General features: G+C 51.3%; 17 protein-coding genes. 5 read left to right on the plus strand and 12 right to left on the minus strand.

Translation table 11 applies throughout. From position 1 onward, the window contains the following. The coding region (locus NR121_RS22690) for a hypothetical protein (protein WP_256831974.1) at positions 1-506 on the plus strand (506 nt) is incomplete at its 5' end. Positions 507-520: 14 nt separating this feature from the next. Beyond that, complete coding sequence (locus tag NR121_RS22695; RefSeq protein ID WP_054819113.1) at positions 521-1222, plus strand: hypothetical protein; 702 nt, start codon at positions 521-523, stop codon at positions 1220-1222. 76 nt (positions 1223-1298) lie between these two features. On the opposite strand, the gene rlmD is transcribed toward NR121_RS22695, so the two are convergent. The 4 genes from rlmD to NR121_RS22715 all read right to left on the minus strand — a co-directional run bounded on the left by rlmD (position 1299) and on the right by NR121_RS22715 (position 5210). After that, a complete protein-coding gene (rlmD, locus tag NR121_RS22700) occupies positions 1299-2738 on the minus strand; it encodes a 23S rRNA (uracil(1939)-C(5))-methyltransferase RlmD (protein ID WP_256831975.1) in 1440 nt (479 codons plus the stop codon). A gap of 113 nt (positions 2739-2851) precedes the next feature. Continuing rightward, on the minus strand, positions 2852-3847 hold the full coding sequence (locus NR121_RS22705; protein ID WP_054820255.1) for a diacylglycerol kinase: 996 nt from the start codon (positions 3845-3847) through the stop codon (positions 2852-2854). A 7-nt stretch (positions 3848-3854) separates the two neighbouring features. Then, positions 3855-4664: a sirohydrochlorin chelatase gene (locus NR121_RS22710; RefSeq protein ID WP_054820254.1), complete on the minus strand. Its 810-nt coding sequence runs from the start codon at positions 4662-4664 to the stop codon at positions 3855-3857. Between the two features lie 255 nt (positions 4665-4919). Further along, positions 4920-5210, minus strand: a complete 291-nt coding sequence (locus NR121_RS22715) for a YerC/YecD family TrpR-related protein (protein ID WP_062410718.1) — start codon at positions 5208-5210, stop codon at positions 4920-4922. Positions 5211-5491: 281 nt separating this feature from the next. Between NR121_RS22715 and NR121_RS22720 the strand changes: the two genes are divergently transcribed. Further along, a complete protein-coding gene (locus NR121_RS22720) occupies positions 5492-6013 on the plus strand; it encodes a hypothetical protein (protein ID WP_062410717.1) in 522 nt (173 codons plus the stop codon). Positions 6014-6195: 182 nt separating this feature from the next. Here the strand turns inward: NR121_RS22720 and NR121_RS22725 are convergent, their stop codons facing one another. The 3 genes from NR121_RS22725 to NR121_RS22735 all read right to left on the minus strand — a co-directional run bounded on the left by NR121_RS22725 (position 6196) and on the right by NR121_RS22735 (position 8622). Then, positions 6196-6396, minus strand: a complete 201-nt coding sequence (locus NR121_RS22725; RefSeq protein WP_074729797.1) for a GapA-binding peptide SR1P — start codon at positions 6394-6396, stop codon at positions 6196-6198. Continuing rightward, a complete protein-coding gene (gene gap / locus NR121_RS22730; protein WP_062410716.1) occupies positions 6375-7421 on the minus strand; it encodes a type I glyceraldehyde-3-phosphate dehydrogenase in 1047 nt (348 codons plus the stop codon). The genes NR121_RS22725 and gap overlap by 22 nt, the downstream gene beginning before the upstream one ends. Positions 7422-7884: 463 nt before the next feature. Further along, a complete protein-coding gene (locus tag NR121_RS22735) occupies positions 7885-8622 on the minus strand; it encodes a ThuA domain-containing protein (RefSeq protein WP_054820251.1) in 738 nt (245 codons plus the stop codon). A 219-nt stretch (positions 8623-8841) separates the two neighbouring features. Between NR121_RS22735 and NR121_RS22740 the strand changes: the two genes are divergently transcribed. Further along, the gene (locus NR121_RS22740; protein ID WP_373864994.1) at positions 8842-9810 is read left to right on the plus strand and encodes a helix-turn-helix domain-containing protein; all 969 of its coding nucleotides are present in this window, start codon (positions 8842-8844) and stop codon (positions 9808-9810) included. Between the two features lie 400 nt (positions 9811-10210). On the opposite strand, the gene NR121_RS22745 is transcribed toward NR121_RS22740, so the two are convergent. The 3 genes from NR121_RS22745 to NR121_RS22755 are packed head-to-tail and all read right to left on the minus strand — an operon-like array spanning position 10211 to position 11857. Then, on the minus strand, positions 10211-10357 hold the full coding sequence (locus tag NR121_RS22745; RefSeq protein WP_171006043.1) for a hypothetical protein: 147 nt from the start codon (positions 10355-10357) through the stop codon (positions 10211-10213). A gap of 8 nt (positions 10358-10365) precedes the next feature. Continuing rightward, positions 10366-10827, minus strand: coding sequence for a bactofilin family protein (locus NR121_RS22750; RefSeq protein WP_054819458.1), 462 nt, complete (start codon positions 10825-10827; stop codon positions 10366-10368). A gap of 31 nt (positions 10828-10858) precedes the next feature. Beyond that, a complete protein-coding gene (locus tag NR121_RS22755) occupies positions 10859-11857 on the minus strand; it encodes a M23 family metallopeptidase (protein ID WP_054819457.1) in 999 nt (332 codons plus the stop codon). A gap of 208 nt (positions 11858-12065) precedes the next feature. On the opposite strand from NR121_RS22755, the gene NR121_RS22760 reads away from it, so the two are divergent. Beyond that, entirely contained in the window at positions 12066-13169 is a 1104-nt protein-coding gene (locus NR121_RS22760; RefSeq protein WP_235594218.1) for a ParM/StbA family protein, read from the plus strand. Positions 13170-13414: 245 nt separating this feature from the next. Here NR121_RS22760 and dgoD read toward each other — a convergent pair whose 3' ends face one another. Then, on the minus strand, positions 13415-14563 hold the full coding sequence (gene dgoD, locus NR121_RS22765; protein WP_062410712.1) for a galactonate dehydratase: 1149 nt from the start codon (positions 14561-14563) through the stop codon (positions 13415-13417). Positions 14564-14605: 42 nt separating this feature from the next. Beyond that, positions 14606-15286, minus strand: a complete 681-nt coding sequence (locus NR121_RS22770) for a FadR/GntR family transcriptional regulator (protein ID WP_062410711.1) — start codon at positions 15284-15286, stop codon at positions 14606-14608. Positions 15287-15415 lie beyond the last annotated feature (129 nt).

Raw genomic sequence — 15415 nt, forward strand, 5'->3', positions numbered from 1 at the left:
CACGCAACCACTTCTGGATATATCTACTACGTTACACAAACTTCTTGACACTACCCACCAACTTTACATATAGCATTTTCCATAGAGGAATGGCAGCAAATATAATAATTAAAAAAATCGCATCCTCCCACTATCAGGAACATGGTGATGAAATCAATACAAATGCTTGGAAGCTAGAGATAAATGGAGGAAACGTTTTTCATAGGATGGAAAAAAATATTAAGTTTTTTATCAATAATTTTCTTGAGCAATTAACTTCAGAGCAAATACAACTTGAGAAAATCAATTTAACAATTACTAATGAAAATACTGAATATAACCTGAGTGATAAAGGAATTCTTATTGACCCTCGGAAATATAAAATTAGATATTCCAGTGTTGAGATAGCATCTAGTCCAAACACAACTATTAGTATTAATAGCACTTCTGGTCTATCAATTACATCAACCAGTAAAGGCGATTTTGCAAACGCAATGGACGCACTCAAAAACATACTAATTAGCTAACGGAGGAAATTTTTGTGAGTAAGGTCATTACACTTAATAAAATAATTGATTTTCCTGATACTTTTGAATCAACAGCTGTGGGTCAAGAAACAGTGGTTATTGAGGGAGCACAGGCAGTAGCAGAAACTCGCATACATCCTGCTGAGGCCAATGATGTCGAGGGTTTTAATAAATATATCATTCGACATAATCAAAAGTTCGCTATTGAAGGCAAGGTGTTTGGCAAAGAATTTCGTGAGATTCTAAGAACCTTTATTATTTCTGTGTATAAAAAGCCAACTTTGAACTTTGCATTTACAATTGGTAACGCAAGAGGTAATTTTGCTAGGTCAGCATTCAAAAGATTAAGTGATCATACACCAGTTAAATGTGATCCAGTTGAAATTGACTTAATACAGGCGGTAGAAAGAATTGTCCAGAGTAATTCAGGTATATTAATTAATTCTGGTTGGTTTAGTAGATTAAACCTTCCAAATTTGAATAACGCATTACTACAAGGTGATGATGTCAATAGAAGTGCAGACTGGCTTCGTTTTAAGCAAACTCAAGGAGCATCACTATCAAATATCGAATTAATCGTTCAAGATACTGCCTTTCCGAATGGATATGTACTAATTTCACTAAGCAAAAGAGGTTATTTTTTTTGTAGAAAGAATTTATCAAACGAAAAATATCTTGAAATAACTGAAAGAATACTCTCCATTATATTCCCTTAAAAAATAAACCAACAGATAATTGAACAATCAATTTCTGTTGGTTTATTTTTTTTATTAACGCCAATACATCCCCAATTTAATTGTCCTTCCGCACTAACAGTGAACAACACTCCACATGCACCGTATGCGGAAACATATCCACAGGCTGCACCTCCACCGTGCGGTAGCCCCCGTCCTCCAGCACGCGCAGGTCGCGCGCCAGCGTTGACGGGTTGCACGAGACGTACACCACGCGCTCGGGGCGCATCGCGACGATCGTCTCCAGCAGCGCGGCGTCGCAGCCTTTGCGCGGCGGGTCGACGACGATGACGTCGGGCGTCACGCCCTGCTGCTTCCACGCGGGGATGACGGCCTCCGCCGCGCCGACCTCGAACTCCGCGTTGCGCACGCCGTTCAGCAGCGCATTACGCCGCGCGTCCTCGATCGCCTCGGGGACGATCTCGACGCCGTAGACCTTGCCTGCGCGCTGCGCCAGGAAAAGCGAAATCGTGCCGATGCCGCAATACGCATCGATTACGATTTCCTCACCGGTCAGCTGCGCGTACTCCAGCGCTTTGCCGTACAGCACTTCCGTCTGCACCGGGTTGACCTGATAGAACGAGCGGGCGGAGATGGCGAAGCGGATGTCTCCGATCGTATCATAGATCACATCGCTGCCCCACAGCACCTTCGTCTCGCTGCCGAAAATGACGTTCGTCCGCTCCATGTTCACATTTTGGCATATGCTGCGGACGCCTGGGATCTCTTCACGGATCAAGCCGACGAGCTCGTCCGCGCGGCTGATATCCTTGCCGTTCGTCACCAGGACGACCATGATCTCGCCCGTATTGAAGCCGCAGCGGGCGATGACGTGGCGCAGCAGGCCTTTGCCGCTCTCCTCGTCATAGGGACGGATGCCGAGCTCGCGGGCGATGCGTTTGACGGCGGCGACTACCGTATCATTGTTCTCATGCTGGATGAGGCATGCCTTCATGTCGATGATGCGGTGGCTGCCTTGGGCGTAGAAGCCTCCGACCAGACCGCCCTCTTCACTGCCCAAACCGATGGGCACCTGCGCTTTGTTGCGGTAGCGCCACGGGTCGGACATGCCGAGGGTGGGATGAACCGCCACACCCTCTTCCTGTTCCTCCCCGGCCACCTGCAGCTTGCCGATCCGCGTCAGGTTATCGATGACAAGCTGCCGCTTCCAGCGCAACTGCGCCTCATAGCTCAGGTGCTGCAGCTGACAGCCGCCGCACTGCTTGTAGATCGGGCACGGCGCGTCGACACGGTCAGGGCTGGCCTCCAGGATCTCGAGCAGCTTGGCGTAGCCGTACTGCTTCTTGACCTTCAGCACCTTGACCCGTACCCGCTCACCCGGCAGGGCGCCATGAATAAAAAGGGTAAAGCCGTCCACACGGCCTACCCCTTCCCCGTCATGCCCGAACCCGACCACGTCGGCAATGTATTCTCCGTTCTTTTCCACCGGCACACCCTCTGGAGGTTGTTCCCGGCGTTGATTGTTCTTCTTTCTCATGTTAACCTCACAGGCTCATTTCTTCTTCTAGCGTTCATACCTTGAATACCTTGACCATCCCTAACTAGCGGCTCTAACCGCAGTCCCAGCCAGCGTCGGCTTCCGGGAGATGATCAAGATTCATGCTCTTCCTCTTTATGCCCATCTGTTCCGGGCTTTTGCTTCCACGGAAGCTTAATTTGCAGCGTATGCGTCTTATAGGTGGACTGGCCTGTCTCATCGACGAAGATGTCCAGGTGCTGCGGCAAATTGGTAAATACGCACGGCAGTGTGCCGCCGAATTCTCCGTCGAGGTTCAACTGCACGTAATCCGGTGAGGTGACTTGAATTTGCCGCGTCTGCAAATAAATCACGTTCGGATCGGTGATATGCTCGCCGCGCAGTGCCAAGGAGACGACACGGATGAACTCCGCAAGGTTGCATTTGCGCAGGATCAGCACGTCGAACAAGCCGTCGCTTAGGGACGCGTCCGGTGCCAGGCGCTCGAACCCGCCGACGGAGTTGCTGTTGGAGATAAGGAACAGCATCACTTCCTCGTGCAGTTCGACCTCCGCGGTCTTGATGTACAGCTCGATCGGCCGCAGCCGCGGCAGCTTCTCGAGCCCTTTCATATAATAGGCCAGCTGGCCGATCATCGTCTTCAGCTTGCTTGGCACCTCGTAGGTCAGCTCCGTCAGCGACCCGCCGCCGGCAATGTTGATAAAATAGCGCTGATTCACCTTGCCCACGTCGATCACGCGCGTATGCTGGCGCAGGATGACGTCCACCGCACCCTCCCAGCTGCGCGGAATGTTCAGCGCCCGGGCAAAATCGTTCGTCGTCCCCAGCGGCAAAATCCCCAGCTGAGGTCGGTACTCTTTCTCCGCTATTCCGTTGATCACCTCGTATAGCGTACCGTCGCCGCCCGCCGCGATGACGATGTCGAAGCCTCTTTTTACCGCATCGGCCGCCGCCAGCGTGGCATCGCCTTCGCCGGTCGTCGCATGGGTGCTGGTCTCCAGCCCGCCCCGCTCCAGCCGCTGCAAAATGTCCGGAAGCCGCTTCTTGATTTCCTCACGGCCCGACGATGGATTATAGATCAGTCTTGCTCTTTTGGTCTGTCCTGCCATTTCTCTCTCACCTGTTTGCTTCAGAATCAAACCGAACAGAGTCTCCTGCTGCCCTGCCTTGTATAAAAGGCTCTGCCTGCCGCTCGATCCACCTCGAGATCCCCGAATGCGGAAGCAGCGCTTTCCCGTTGTACCTGTATTCATAACCGTTCAACCGTTCGGGAATAACCTCCCCGGTAAAATAGCCCTCGCTTAGAAAAAGCGGCGCTACGATAACCGTATGCTGCGGTTTACTCCTCAACCACCGGTTCATTTTATGCGGAATTTGATCCGGGAGCAGCATCGCAACATCCGCCTCGTCAAAGCCGCCGAGCGCCTGAAGCCGCATGGCCAGCTTTTCCAGCCCTCTTTGCCACTGAAGATGGAACCCTTCCTCGATGCTTCCGTGTCCGACGAGCAGCAGAATCTCCTTTTGCGGATCGGACGATAATGCTTTGATCTTGGAATAAAGGACATCGGCAATGATCGGATCGTCATCAATGGGCGATGTAAAGTGGATTCGTGCCTTCACCGCAAACGGCCTCATATCCGTCGGCAGCAGCGGCTTGTCTTTCACCCCGAGCGCGTAGCTGATTTCATCGATATGCGTACTGCCGGAGGATACAAACAGCGGGACCGTGATAATATCCGTAACGCCGAGCGCTTCCAGGTGCGTGATTCCGTCCTGGATGAGCCGCCCTTCCACAATTTCCAGAAAGGAGGAGTACACCGGTATGTCTTCAGGCACGTGAACCGCCTCAACCGCTTCATCCACAAGCCGAACCCAGTCCTCGCTCCGGGACCCGTGACTAATGACTAATATCCCGTATTTTACCAAAACCTATCCCTCCTTGCCAAAAAAAGCTGCGCACATACGGTCTTCGCACTAACAAGATTATCTGCTCATGCGCATCTTTTCAATAACAAGAAAAATCCTGCTCGGCCCGTCGGGCGAGAAGGATTCGTGCGCTCATTCGTTTAACTCGGAGCCAGCATCTCCGTTACGGCAGTTCAAATTTCCAGCTTGATGGAATCCTTTCTTCACCGACAAAGCGTACACGGAGCGGATAAAAGGCTTCCTCCCGGTGAGCGATTAGCGCCCCAGACGCTCCAGCGCCATTTTGTAGCCGTCATTGCCGTAGTTAAGGCATCGCTTAACCCGGGAGATCGTCGCCGTGCTGGCCCCGGTTTCGGCTTCAATCTGATTATAGGTGTTGCCTTTGCGCAGCATCCGCGCCACTTCAAGCCGCTGGGACAAGGATTGTATCTCATTGACCGTGCACAAATCGTCAAAAAACACATAGCATTCTTCTATATCCTTAAGTGTCAAAATCGCCTCGAACAGTTGATCAATCGCTTTATCGTTTAATTTTTTTAATTGCATGGCATTTTCAACCCCTTGATGGTCTGCTTCTATTCGTATGGACGCATATCTATATATTCGACGCGCGGGGAGCGAAATCCTCCCTTTAGATTAGCAAAACGTTACTATTTTTATGCGGTAGTGGACTAAACTGAAGTTAGGCAAAAATCATCGGCAGCGTGACAGGAGTCCAATCCATCCATTCGCCTATAACATACAGTATACTAGGAAAACGTTGATAGGTAAAAGTCCGGCCTGATGAATAATGCGACATTACTATGAACAAAAAGGGTTGTGAAGCCATGAGTTATCAAAGACAAGGGATTGGAAACCGGGGTGTAAGCCACTATGCGCATCCGCTGCGTCGCCCCTCCTATCCTGTACGCACACGGAGCGTTACTCAGGGCTCCGAGTTACCAGGCGCCTATTCCAATTATACAGGGTTTTCGGGTTACCCGGGATTGGGGGGCGGAAGCTCGCTTCCCGTGCAAGCGCCGGCTGCCGTACCCGAACCGTCCTCCGGGGGCGGCCTTGCTTCATTGTTTGGCGGAGGAAGCGGCAGCGCTTTGGGTACCGGCAGCGGCTTTAACCTCGGTCAGCTGAAAAATATAGTGGATCGGCTGGGCGGCATTGAAGGCATTATGGATACGTTCGGCAAAATACAAAAGATGGTGGAAAGCCTCAATCAGATGTCACCCATGATCAAGCTGCTGATGGGTGCCTTTAAAAAGAAAAAGTCGAACGATACAAGCAGCGGCAGAGTTAAGCCAAGACGCAGAAGACGGCGTAACCGCCGAGACCGCAGGCAGCGTAACCGCAGGTAAACAAGAAGACCGGATGTTCACCAGGCCTGCAGGGCCATCCGGTCTTCTTGCTGTGACAGCAAGAATATCGGCCTGCCTCCCCCCAACTTTTACAGATATAACGTCCTCATATACAAATAAGGCCGATACCCGGGCCGGAGAAGAATCGTTTCCTTCCGGCGCGGATATCGGTCCGTGAATGATTATATAATGACTGTTTTCACTGAAGAAGAAATCGGCTGCGAATCGGTTGACGACGTTCCCCGGCCTACACAGTCGCCGGATGGACATTCGCTGTAATATACGGTGACTTTACGCGTTTCCTGTGTCCCTATGATTTGTTGACAATGCTTGCACAGAATCGTTCCCAGATGCAGTTCGTTTACACCAACGCTTCTTTCCACGACTCGACACGCTCCTTATTCATAGATTCAGAAACAGTAGAAGCCAAATCCATGACACGGCTCGCATAGCCCCATTCATTGTCATACCAGGCGAGCACTTTAATCTGATCAAATGCCGTCATGATCGATCCTCCGTCGATGACGGCGGACTTATCGCATCCGATAAAATCGGAAGAGACAAGCGGTTCGTCGCTGTATCCGAGAAACGGCGCCATCGGCCCTTCGGCCGCTTCAATGAAGGCCTTTTGCACCTCTTGGACATCGACCGGACGTTGAACCTGCACCGTAAGATCGACCAGCGATACATCCGGTGTCGGAACCCGGACCGCAATGCCGTTGACTAGCGGAGCCAAATGCGGAAGCACATCGACAAGCGCTTTGCCGACGCCCGTGCTGGTCGGAATGATCGATTGCGTGCAGGCGCGGGCCCGGCGCAAATCTTTATGTGGATTATCCATATGCCTCTGGTCGTTCGTGTATGAATGAACCGTTGTCATCCAGCCGCTTTTCACCTGAAACGCCGAATCCAGCACATGCAGCACGGGTGCCACACAGTTGGTCGTGCAGGATGCGGCGGACAGCAGCGTATGCTTCTCGGCATCGTATTTATCGTCATTGACGCCCATCACGACCGTCAAGTCCATCCGTTTCCCCGGTGCGGTAATAATGACCTTGCGGGCGCCTGCGTTCAAATGCTTCGTTGCACCCTCTTTATCGTTGAACTTCCCCGTTGCATCTATTGCAATGTCTACACCGAGCTCTTTCCAAGGAATCGCGCCAGGGTCGCGTTCAGACACGATCCGTATGCGGCGGCCGTTGATGATCAGCTCATCGCCTTCCTCACGCACTTCCGCTTTCCAGGTTCCATGTACTGTGTCATATTTTAACAGGTGAGCAATGGTATCGGCCGGGTATATGGAATTGATCGCTTTCAGTCCCATGCCGTCTTCACTCCGCTCGAAAGCGCGTCTGATTAAAAGCCTGCCGATACGTCCCACCCCACTAATGCCTAACGTCCCTGCCATGCCATTCCCTCCAGTGCGATTTGTCTTTTTTACTCCTGTATATAATATATATCATATAATTAAATAAGACACAATATATAAATTAACCAAGAGTATATGACGCAATGAAATCCTTGCACCCGCCCATTTTGATCAGCAAAAAAAACATACTGATACACGAATTAACAGATCAGTATGTTTCATTTATCTTTCGTACCCTTTGTTTCCTTAAAGAAATCACAGTATATGGTTTAACGGTTTCAAATCATCCGTTAGAGAAAGTGTACGATTCAAAAACTAATGTTGTTATAATGATCTCCAATGGTGAAGTGATAGGATTGGACAATTAAAGGAATGGACTTAGTGTGATTTATATTAATGCAGATCCATATTGATACTGCGGATCATTGAGGCTGCACTTGTTCCTCAACGATCCGCAATAACAACACCAAGCAGTCTGTAAGGTACTCTCCAGTGAGATATATTAAACCGGGGATTTCTCTTTGATCGCTTCCAAAGGCTTGTGGTTGCCGTATTTCGGATATTCCCGGGTCGTTGGCGCGGCCCACTGCACACCGTTGCGGATGACTCGGCGTACCTGCTCGTTGAAGTAGGTCGGATACGTTTCGTGCCCCGGACGGAAGTAGAAAATTTTACCTTGGCCGCGGGAATACGTGCAGCCGCTGCGGAATACCTCGCCGCCCTCGAACCAGCTCACCAAGATCAGCTCGTCAGGCTGCGGTATGTCGAAGTGTTCGCCGTACATTTCCTCCTGCGGCAGCTCAAAATATTCTCCGATGCCTTCTGCGATCGGGTGTCCCGGAGAAACGACCCAAATACGCTCCTTCTCGCCGGCTTCGCGCCACTTCAGGTCGCAGGAAGTGCCCATCAGCTTTTTGAACACTTTCGAGAAATGGCCGGAGTGCAGAACGATCAGCCCCATGCCGTGCAGCACCCGCTGATGAACGCGGTCGACAATGGCGTCTTGAACCTCGTCGTGCGCTTTGTGCCCCCACCAAATCAGGACATCGGTATTGTTCAGCTTCTCCTCGGTCAAGCCGTGCTCCGGCTCATCCAGCGTCGCGTAAGCGACTTCAAAATCGGTTCCCAGGCCTTCTCCGATCGCCTTATGAATACCTTGCGGATAGACCGCCCGGACTTTTTCGTTCTCCAATTCATGACGGAATTCGTTCCAAACGGTAACTCTAAGCTTTTGACCCATCGTGGTTCCCCCCAAGCATAATAGGTTTCATTACTATTCAGTATAGTGAATCAACCGCTCAAAAGATATGCTCAATCTTGTTTCATCGTTATGCAAAAGTGTCATCACAACTTGATTCGTGGTATACTAGATGCTGATAAGGCTTAAAGTCATAAATCTATGCCTATCCAAAAATGGTTTATCCAATGAATGGAAAAAAGCGGGGTGCACATTCGTACTATGGAAACTGCCGTCGGGCTGAGCAAGGAAATCATAAATGGAGAAGCCATGAACATCGATGCGATTAACGAGGAAGTCGTATACCAGAATCCCCTGCTGTTCTTAAAAATATGGGAGATTCAAGTCGGCTCCCCCTATTTCGGCATCCCGGAAACGTGGCCATGGCACTATCATAAAGAGGTGGAGTTTCTTGCGGTAACGGAGGGGCATCTCGGCATTCAAACCAAGCACGACTATTATCTTCTCGGCCCCGGAGACGTGCTGCTGCTCGGCTCTTCGCAGCTTCATCGCACCCATAAGAACAGCTCCGAAGGGCTTCGTTATGTCGTATTCCAGGTCGATTTGTCCCAGCATTTCGATCAAAGCACGATGCCTTATTTACACTGCTTCTCGGAACTGACGCAGCCGCTGGGGACGCTCAATTATATCTTCCGGGAGAATGCGGCGGCCCGTCAAGAGGCGTTCGCCTTAATTACCGATATCTTCGGCGAATCCCAAACCCGGCAGCGCGGCTACGAGATGGCCATCAGCTCGGCCATTAAGCGGCTGATGCTCCTGATGATGCGCAGCGATACCCGCGGCGTGCTGCGCGGCTCCAATGAAAGCGGGCTGATGCGTCTGCGGCCTGCGCTCGATTATGTCGACCGCCATCTCGGCGAGAGGATTGCCGTTGAAGATGTGTGCAGCCTGCTGAATTTGAGCTACCATTATTTCATTAAATATTTCAAAAAAGCGATGGGACTTTCGTTCGTCGATTACGTCAACTACAAGCGCGTCAAAAAAGCCGAGCGCCTGCTGCTTACCCGCGATCTCAGCATCATGGAGGTCGCCTTTGAGGTCGGGATCCCGAACATGGCGCAGTTCTACAAGCTGTTCAAGCGCCACAACAACTGCTCCCCGAAGGAGTTCAGGCAGCGCATGCGCGGCGGCGCCGGCCTCGGCGGCACCGCCGTGCCCGCTCGGGCGTAGCCCCGTTGTTCGATAATCGAGTAGGAGAGGGCGGCTACCCCCCGTCCTCTCACCTATGAAAACATGCAAGTCCCTTGTTCAAAAAATATGTATTGCTTGATTTGGATCGAAAAATGGCAATAACAAACTGGACCGGGCCATTTTCGTTTTTTGACCCTGCCTGCATTTTCCCTGGCTTGCTTTTCAATCATGCTGAATAGCTCATCCATGGAAGCTCTGCGGCTTGCTTTTGCATCTTCTTAAGCTTTCTCTCCAGCAAGTCCTTCCGCAGATCCCTATATTCCTCTTGCCTAACCAACACAGCCCTTGATTAGGCAGGAATACTTGGAACCAGTATCCGGAAAATCCGATTTTATGCCTGATCTGAAATACGCTGCTTGCCAACTGCAGGGGCGGCGCTTCATTCCCCGGCTTGGATCAATGCGCGCTGCCCCGCTTCCTGCAGCTGCTTCAGCGCTTCGTCCAGCGTAATCCTACCGCCCAACACGGCCTTGGTCTGCCGAACAGCCAGCTGGTAGAACGATTCCTGAAACGCCGCCGGCTTCAAGGGGTCACTTACAACGCGAATGGATTTCCCCCCATGCTTGCCGATGCTGCGGGAGATCCGGAGGACTTCTCTTGAATCGGCTTCACGTTGGACTCCGTCTGATTCTCCGCCTTGCCGTTTTGCTCCTTCATCATGCTGTTGCCCTCGAATATTCCCCCTTCCTCAATGATAAAAGAAGGGGCGCTTATATTGCCGTACAGCTCTCCCTTTGAAGTAATCGTAATTTTTCCTTTTGCTTTTATATTCCCGTGAACGATCCCTGCAATCGTAATATCTCTTGAGGAGATGGACGATTTCACAGTCGCCTTTTCCCCTATCGTGACGTCGCCCTCGGACAAAATATCGCCCGTTAGCTGGCCTTCGATTCGAACGCCTGCGGCCGAAGTAATCTTCCCTTCAAATATCGTTCCCTCACCGATAAGCGTATCCATCGTATCCGGATTAAGCGATTGCTTCTTTGCTTTAAACATCTGACGATCTCCTCTCAAAAGTGTATACCATTTATTTCAAATACGGCCGGGGATCTATGCTTTGGCCTTGTTTGATCACTTCATAATGCAGGTGGGCTCCCGTGCTTCGACCGGTGGAACCGACCTTTCCGATCCGATCGCCCTTGGCCACCTTGTCACCCTCGCTTACTAGAATTTGATTCAAATGCATATACGAAGTACGGATACCGCCGGTATGGTCGACGATAATAAAATTGCCTTTGCCGCTGTCATATCCGGCCGATACCACAGTACCGTCCGCGGTAACCACGACCTCTGTATTCACGGGAGCGGCAATGTCCATTCCCGAATGAAAGCTTAACCGGTTATTAAACGGGTCCTTGCGGTAGCCGAAGGACGACGTCACATTTCGGGATTCCACCGGCCATATGTTTGGCGTTATTCTCCACAGCCGCTGCTTCCGCTGCAGTTCCTCACGTGCGGCAGCAAGATGATTTTTCAGTTCGCCGGCCTGTTCCGATAAGCCTTCGAATTCGGCCGAAGTATCATCTGAAAGCTTGAGAATCTCGGTTGCCTCTACAGGAATCATGATGCCTCCTAACCCTGTTTCCCCTTGAACAACAGCGCTTTCCTGATCGTCCGTCCCCTTTGCTGCAACCGGTTCCTTTACTGGTGCGGAAGCACCGCCCGTGATCGATCGCAGGTCCTTTTCGAGCTTCATGACTTCTTCCATCTGTGTCTTCACTTCTTTGGCCTGTTCGGACAAAAGTACGACTTCATTCTGCAGCTTCTCAATCATTTCGTTTTTGTCGGCCACGATCTGGTCGTAATGCTGCATTTTATCGTTTAAATCCGCTTTCAGCCGCTCATTAACCAGTTCAGACCGCAGATGCAGGCTTTGCATCGCCAGAGTCCAGCCAATCAAGCCTATCAACAGCAGTGCGGCAGTATAGAGCACCGCATGGGTGAAACGCAGCTTAACGACAGCGCGTTGGGCGTTTTCCGGAATAATAACGAATGTCAGTTTTTTCATACCCCACTTGAATTTCATAGTAGCCTCTCAGTCTTTGGGTTTATTTTCCATCGAAAGTACTACTGCAATTATTCTCCAACCGGGTGTAAAAAACCTTCATTTTTTGTCGAAAATCCGAAAAATAGGTAAAAAGTTGCAGAGGAATTCATTGATTTAACTCGAAATTTAGTAGGTATATGGAAGTGGTAATCATGTGAAAGTATTTTTAAAGGGGGGAATTCGATCCGTGAAGATAGCCGGAATTGATTTGGGCAATGACAGTATAAAAGTCGTTCATGATGGTTCTCGTGAACCAGTAATCGTGCCGAACATTGTGACACCGGGGTACGAAAGACATATTTTGCAGGAGGAGGATTCGCCGTTAAAAGCGTTGGACGTCACCGTCTACAGTCCTTCCCTGACCCATAACAACCGCCGCTGGTTCGTTGGTTTGCTGGCCTCGGAATTGGAAGACAATATCGAGCTTGAGGATATGGACAACAAAGCGTTGTCCGACCAATCGCTCGTGGTCGCTCTGACCGCATTGGCTTTCACCGGCATTACCCATTCATCCTACCAAACCTCTTCCTTTTCGCAGACGGATGAGCTGGAATACGTCATCGGCACAGGTCTGCCTGTCCGTACATACACCAGGTTTCGCGAGCAATTCGAGCAGCGGCTTGTCGGAGAACACGAAGTCATGTTTATGTCTACTCCGCAGCTTCGGGGCCGTAAGGTGAAAATCCGCATACGCAAAGCAGTGATATCGATCGAAGGAGCGGCTGCGCTATTCAATCTGGCTACTCAGGAAAACCTCCAGATCCAGAACGAAGAAATTTATAACGGGGTTATAGGGGTATGTGAAATAGGAGCCTTGACCACCGATTTGCCCGTGATCCGGCGCATGAACATCGACAACCATTTCAGCTACGGGGAGCAGATGGGATTAGCGGGTTATTTGGATCTGATCATCCGGGAGGTCGAGGACCAGTTCGGCTATACGTTTCCGAGCCGCGCCAAGCTGTCCCAACGCATCAAGCAGCAGAATTATGTCATTCAACGTATCGGGGAAGGGCAGAGCAGCATTAAACCCATTGTGGATACTTATTTTAGCCGTGCGGCCCAACGTATCGTGGATTTAATCAAGAAACGATGGAAAAAGTGCCCTGATATTCAATGCTTCTATGTCATTGGAGGCGGTGCGGCCGCGCTCAAGCCCTATCTGATCGATGCCGCGGGACCGATCAAGCTGCGTTTTGTGCAGGACAGCGAGCTGCAAAATGTGTATGGTTATCTAAAGGTGGCCAAAAACCGTGTGAATCAGTCCCTGACCACAGATACAGCACAGTAAAATCTGAAAAGGTGCTGCATTTCCGGGATTGTCCCGGCATACGACGCACCTTTTTCAACCTCCGGACCGTTCTCCCGTTCCAGGCTCGATCATGCTCCATCAGGGCCGCCAAGCGCTTCTCTTAACGGCCCGCCTGCAACGGCAGCGTCGTACCTTCCAGTTCAAAGGAGCCTCCGGCATTTCTTTGAATAACGTGGCACAACGCCTCGCGAGTCTTGCCAAAGCTGTTTAATACCGCAGCACGCCTACCATTCTGTGACTGTGCCGTCCTCGTTCCTCCAAACCGGATTGCGCCAACGATGACCGGCAGCCGCCATCTCACGCACCTTCGATTCGTTAATCTCCACACCGAGTCCGGGGGCGGCAAGCCGTCGGACGAAGCCGTCCTGATAGTGGAACACGGCCGGATCTGTTAAATAATCCAGCAGGTCGGAGCCTTGATTGTAATGGATGCCCAAGCTCTGCTCCTGGATAAACGCATTCGGCGTGCAAAAATCCAACTGCAGCGATGCAGCCAGCGCAATCGGACCAAGCGGGCAGTGCGGCGCAACGGCAACGTCGAAGGCCTCCGCCATCGCCGCGATTTTGCGCACCTCCCATATCCCGCCGGCATGACTGAGATCCGGCTGGATGATATCGACGCCTCCCTGCATGAGCAGCCGTTTGAAATCCCAGCGTGTATACATGCGCTCGCCTGTTGCAATCGGTATGCTGACGCCCTTGGTTATTTCGGGAATCACCTCATTGTTCTCGGGGAGCACCGGCTCTTCGATGAACATCGGCTTCAAAGGCTCCATTTCCTTGATCAGCACTTTGGCCATCGTTTTGTGTACGCGACCGTGGAAATCGACGCCGATGCCTTTGTCCCAGCCGATGGCTTCACGCACAGCGGCCAGCCGTTCCACTGCCTCCTGCACCTTCAGCGGCGAATCGATCCACTCCATCTCCGCCGTACCGTTCATCTTGACCGCGGTATACCCTTCGGCCATCTTCTTTCTGGCCTCCTCCGCCACATCGGAAGGCTTATCGCCTCCGATCCAGGCATAGACACGCATTTTATCCCGGACCGGACCGCCAAGCAGCTCGTACACCGGCACACCCAGCCGTTTGCCCTTAATATCCCACAGCGCCTGTTCAATACCGGAGATGGCACTGGTCAGAATCGGACCTCCCCGGTAAAAGCCGCCCCGGTACAGCACCTGCCACAGATCCTCGATATGTCCCGGATCTTTGCCGATCAGATAATCGCTCATTTCCTCCACTGCGGCGCGCACCGTATCGGCCTTCCCTTCCACGATAGGCTCTCCCCATCCGACAATTCCGTCATCCGTCGTTACCTTCAGAAACAACCATCTCGGCGGTACTTGAAACAGCTCCATGGATTTGATGATCATAAAAAGCTCCTCTCCCCTGTTCATAAAATGTCCAGCATTCGGTCATCCGGTCCAAACGTCCTGGCGAAACCCTGTCAGCATATCTTCCAAATGGCTTTTCATCAGCGTTCTCGCCTGGGTAGTATTGCGCTGCGCAATAGCCTGCGCGATCAAATGGTGATAGGAGGCCGCCTTCTCGTCCATCCCCTCCCATTTCATCGAACGCCGGCGGCTGTCCGTCAGCAGGTCGCCGATCAGCTCGAGCATGTGAAACATGATTTCATTATGTGAGGCTCTGGCAATCAGCTCGTGAAACAGCAAATCCTCTTTAAAAAAATCCTGCTTCTTGCGTATTTTCTGCCGCATCGTTTCGGCCGTCCGCACGATCTCGTCCGCCTCGGTATCCGTCGCCTTCTCTGCGGCCAGCGCAGCAAGCTCCGGCTCAATGATCAACCTGGCCTCCGTCAGCTGCAGCATCGTCGCCTTCTCCAGGAAATCTAGCGTCCTTCCGCCTTCGGCCCCGGTCACATCATTCTCAACGTAAGTGCCCCGCCCCTGCTCTACTCGTAAAATTTTCTGCTTACCGAGAATCCGCACGGCCTCCCGAACAGACGAGACTCCGACGCCGAGCTCTACTGACAACTGCTCCAGCGGTGGAATTTGCTGTCCAGGCTTCCAGACGCCGCTCTTAATTTTTCGTTTAATTTCGTCGTAAACGGTTTCATAAGTTAGTTTTTTTGACATAACCCAATTCCTTATCCCTCCAATATTCATCTGATGTTTATCATTATATTACCAAAACATCTGATGATCAATTTTTTTCGCAGCAAAAACCTGCTTCCTCTTTATAAACCCTGTCGTTCAAAGTAAACT

This window comes from Paenibacillus sp. Pae15, assembly GCF_024519685.1.
Lineage (GTDB): Bacteria > Bacillota > Bacilli > Paenibacillales > NBRC-103111 > Paenibacillus_G > Paenibacillus_G naphthalenovorans.

Bases quoted from the DNA above. Each gene is read 5' to 3' on its own strand.
- rlmD (WP_256831975.1), bottom strand. From the start codon at position 2,738: ATGAGAAAGAAGAACAATCAACGCCGGGAACAACCTCCAGAGGGTGTG.
- NR121_RS22705 (WP_054820255.1), bottom strand. From the start codon at position 3,847: ATGGCAGGACAGACCAAAAGAGCAAGACTGATCTATAATCCATCGTCG.
- NR121_RS22715 (WP_062410718.1), bottom strand. From the start codon at position 5,210: ATGCAATTAAAAAAATTAAACGATAAAGCGATTGATCAACTGTTCGAG.
- NR121_RS22720 (WP_062410717.1), top strand. From the start codon at position 5,492: ATGAGTTATCAAAGACAAGGGATTGGAAACCGGGGTGTAAGCCACTAT.
- gap (WP_062410716.1), bottom strand. From the start codon at position 7,421: ATGGCAGGGACGTTAGGCATTAGTGGGGTGGGACGTATCGGCAGGCTT.
- NR121_RS22735 (WP_054820251.1), bottom strand. From the start codon at position 8,622: ATGGGTCAAAAGCTTAGAGTTACCGTTTGGAACGAATTCCGTCATGAA.
- NR121_RS22740 (WP_373864994.1), top strand. From the start codon at position 8,842: ATGGAAACTGCCGTCGGGCTGAGCAAGGAAATCATAAATGGAGAAGCC.
- NR121_RS22750 (WP_054819458.1), bottom strand. From the start codon at position 10,827: ATGTTTAAAGCAAAGAAGCAATCGCTTAATCCGGATACGATGGATACG.
- NR121_RS22755 (WP_054819457.1), bottom strand. From the start codon at position 11,857: ATGAAATTCAAGTGGGGTATGAAAAAACTGACATTCGTTATTATTCCG.
- dgoD (WP_062410712.1), bottom strand. From the start codon at position 14,563: ATGATCATCAAATCCATGGAGCTGTTTCAAGTACCGCCGAGATGGTTG.
- NR121_RS22770 (WP_062410711.1), bottom strand. From the start codon at position 15,286: ATGTCAAAAAAACTAACTTATGAAACCGTTTACGACGAAATTAAACGA.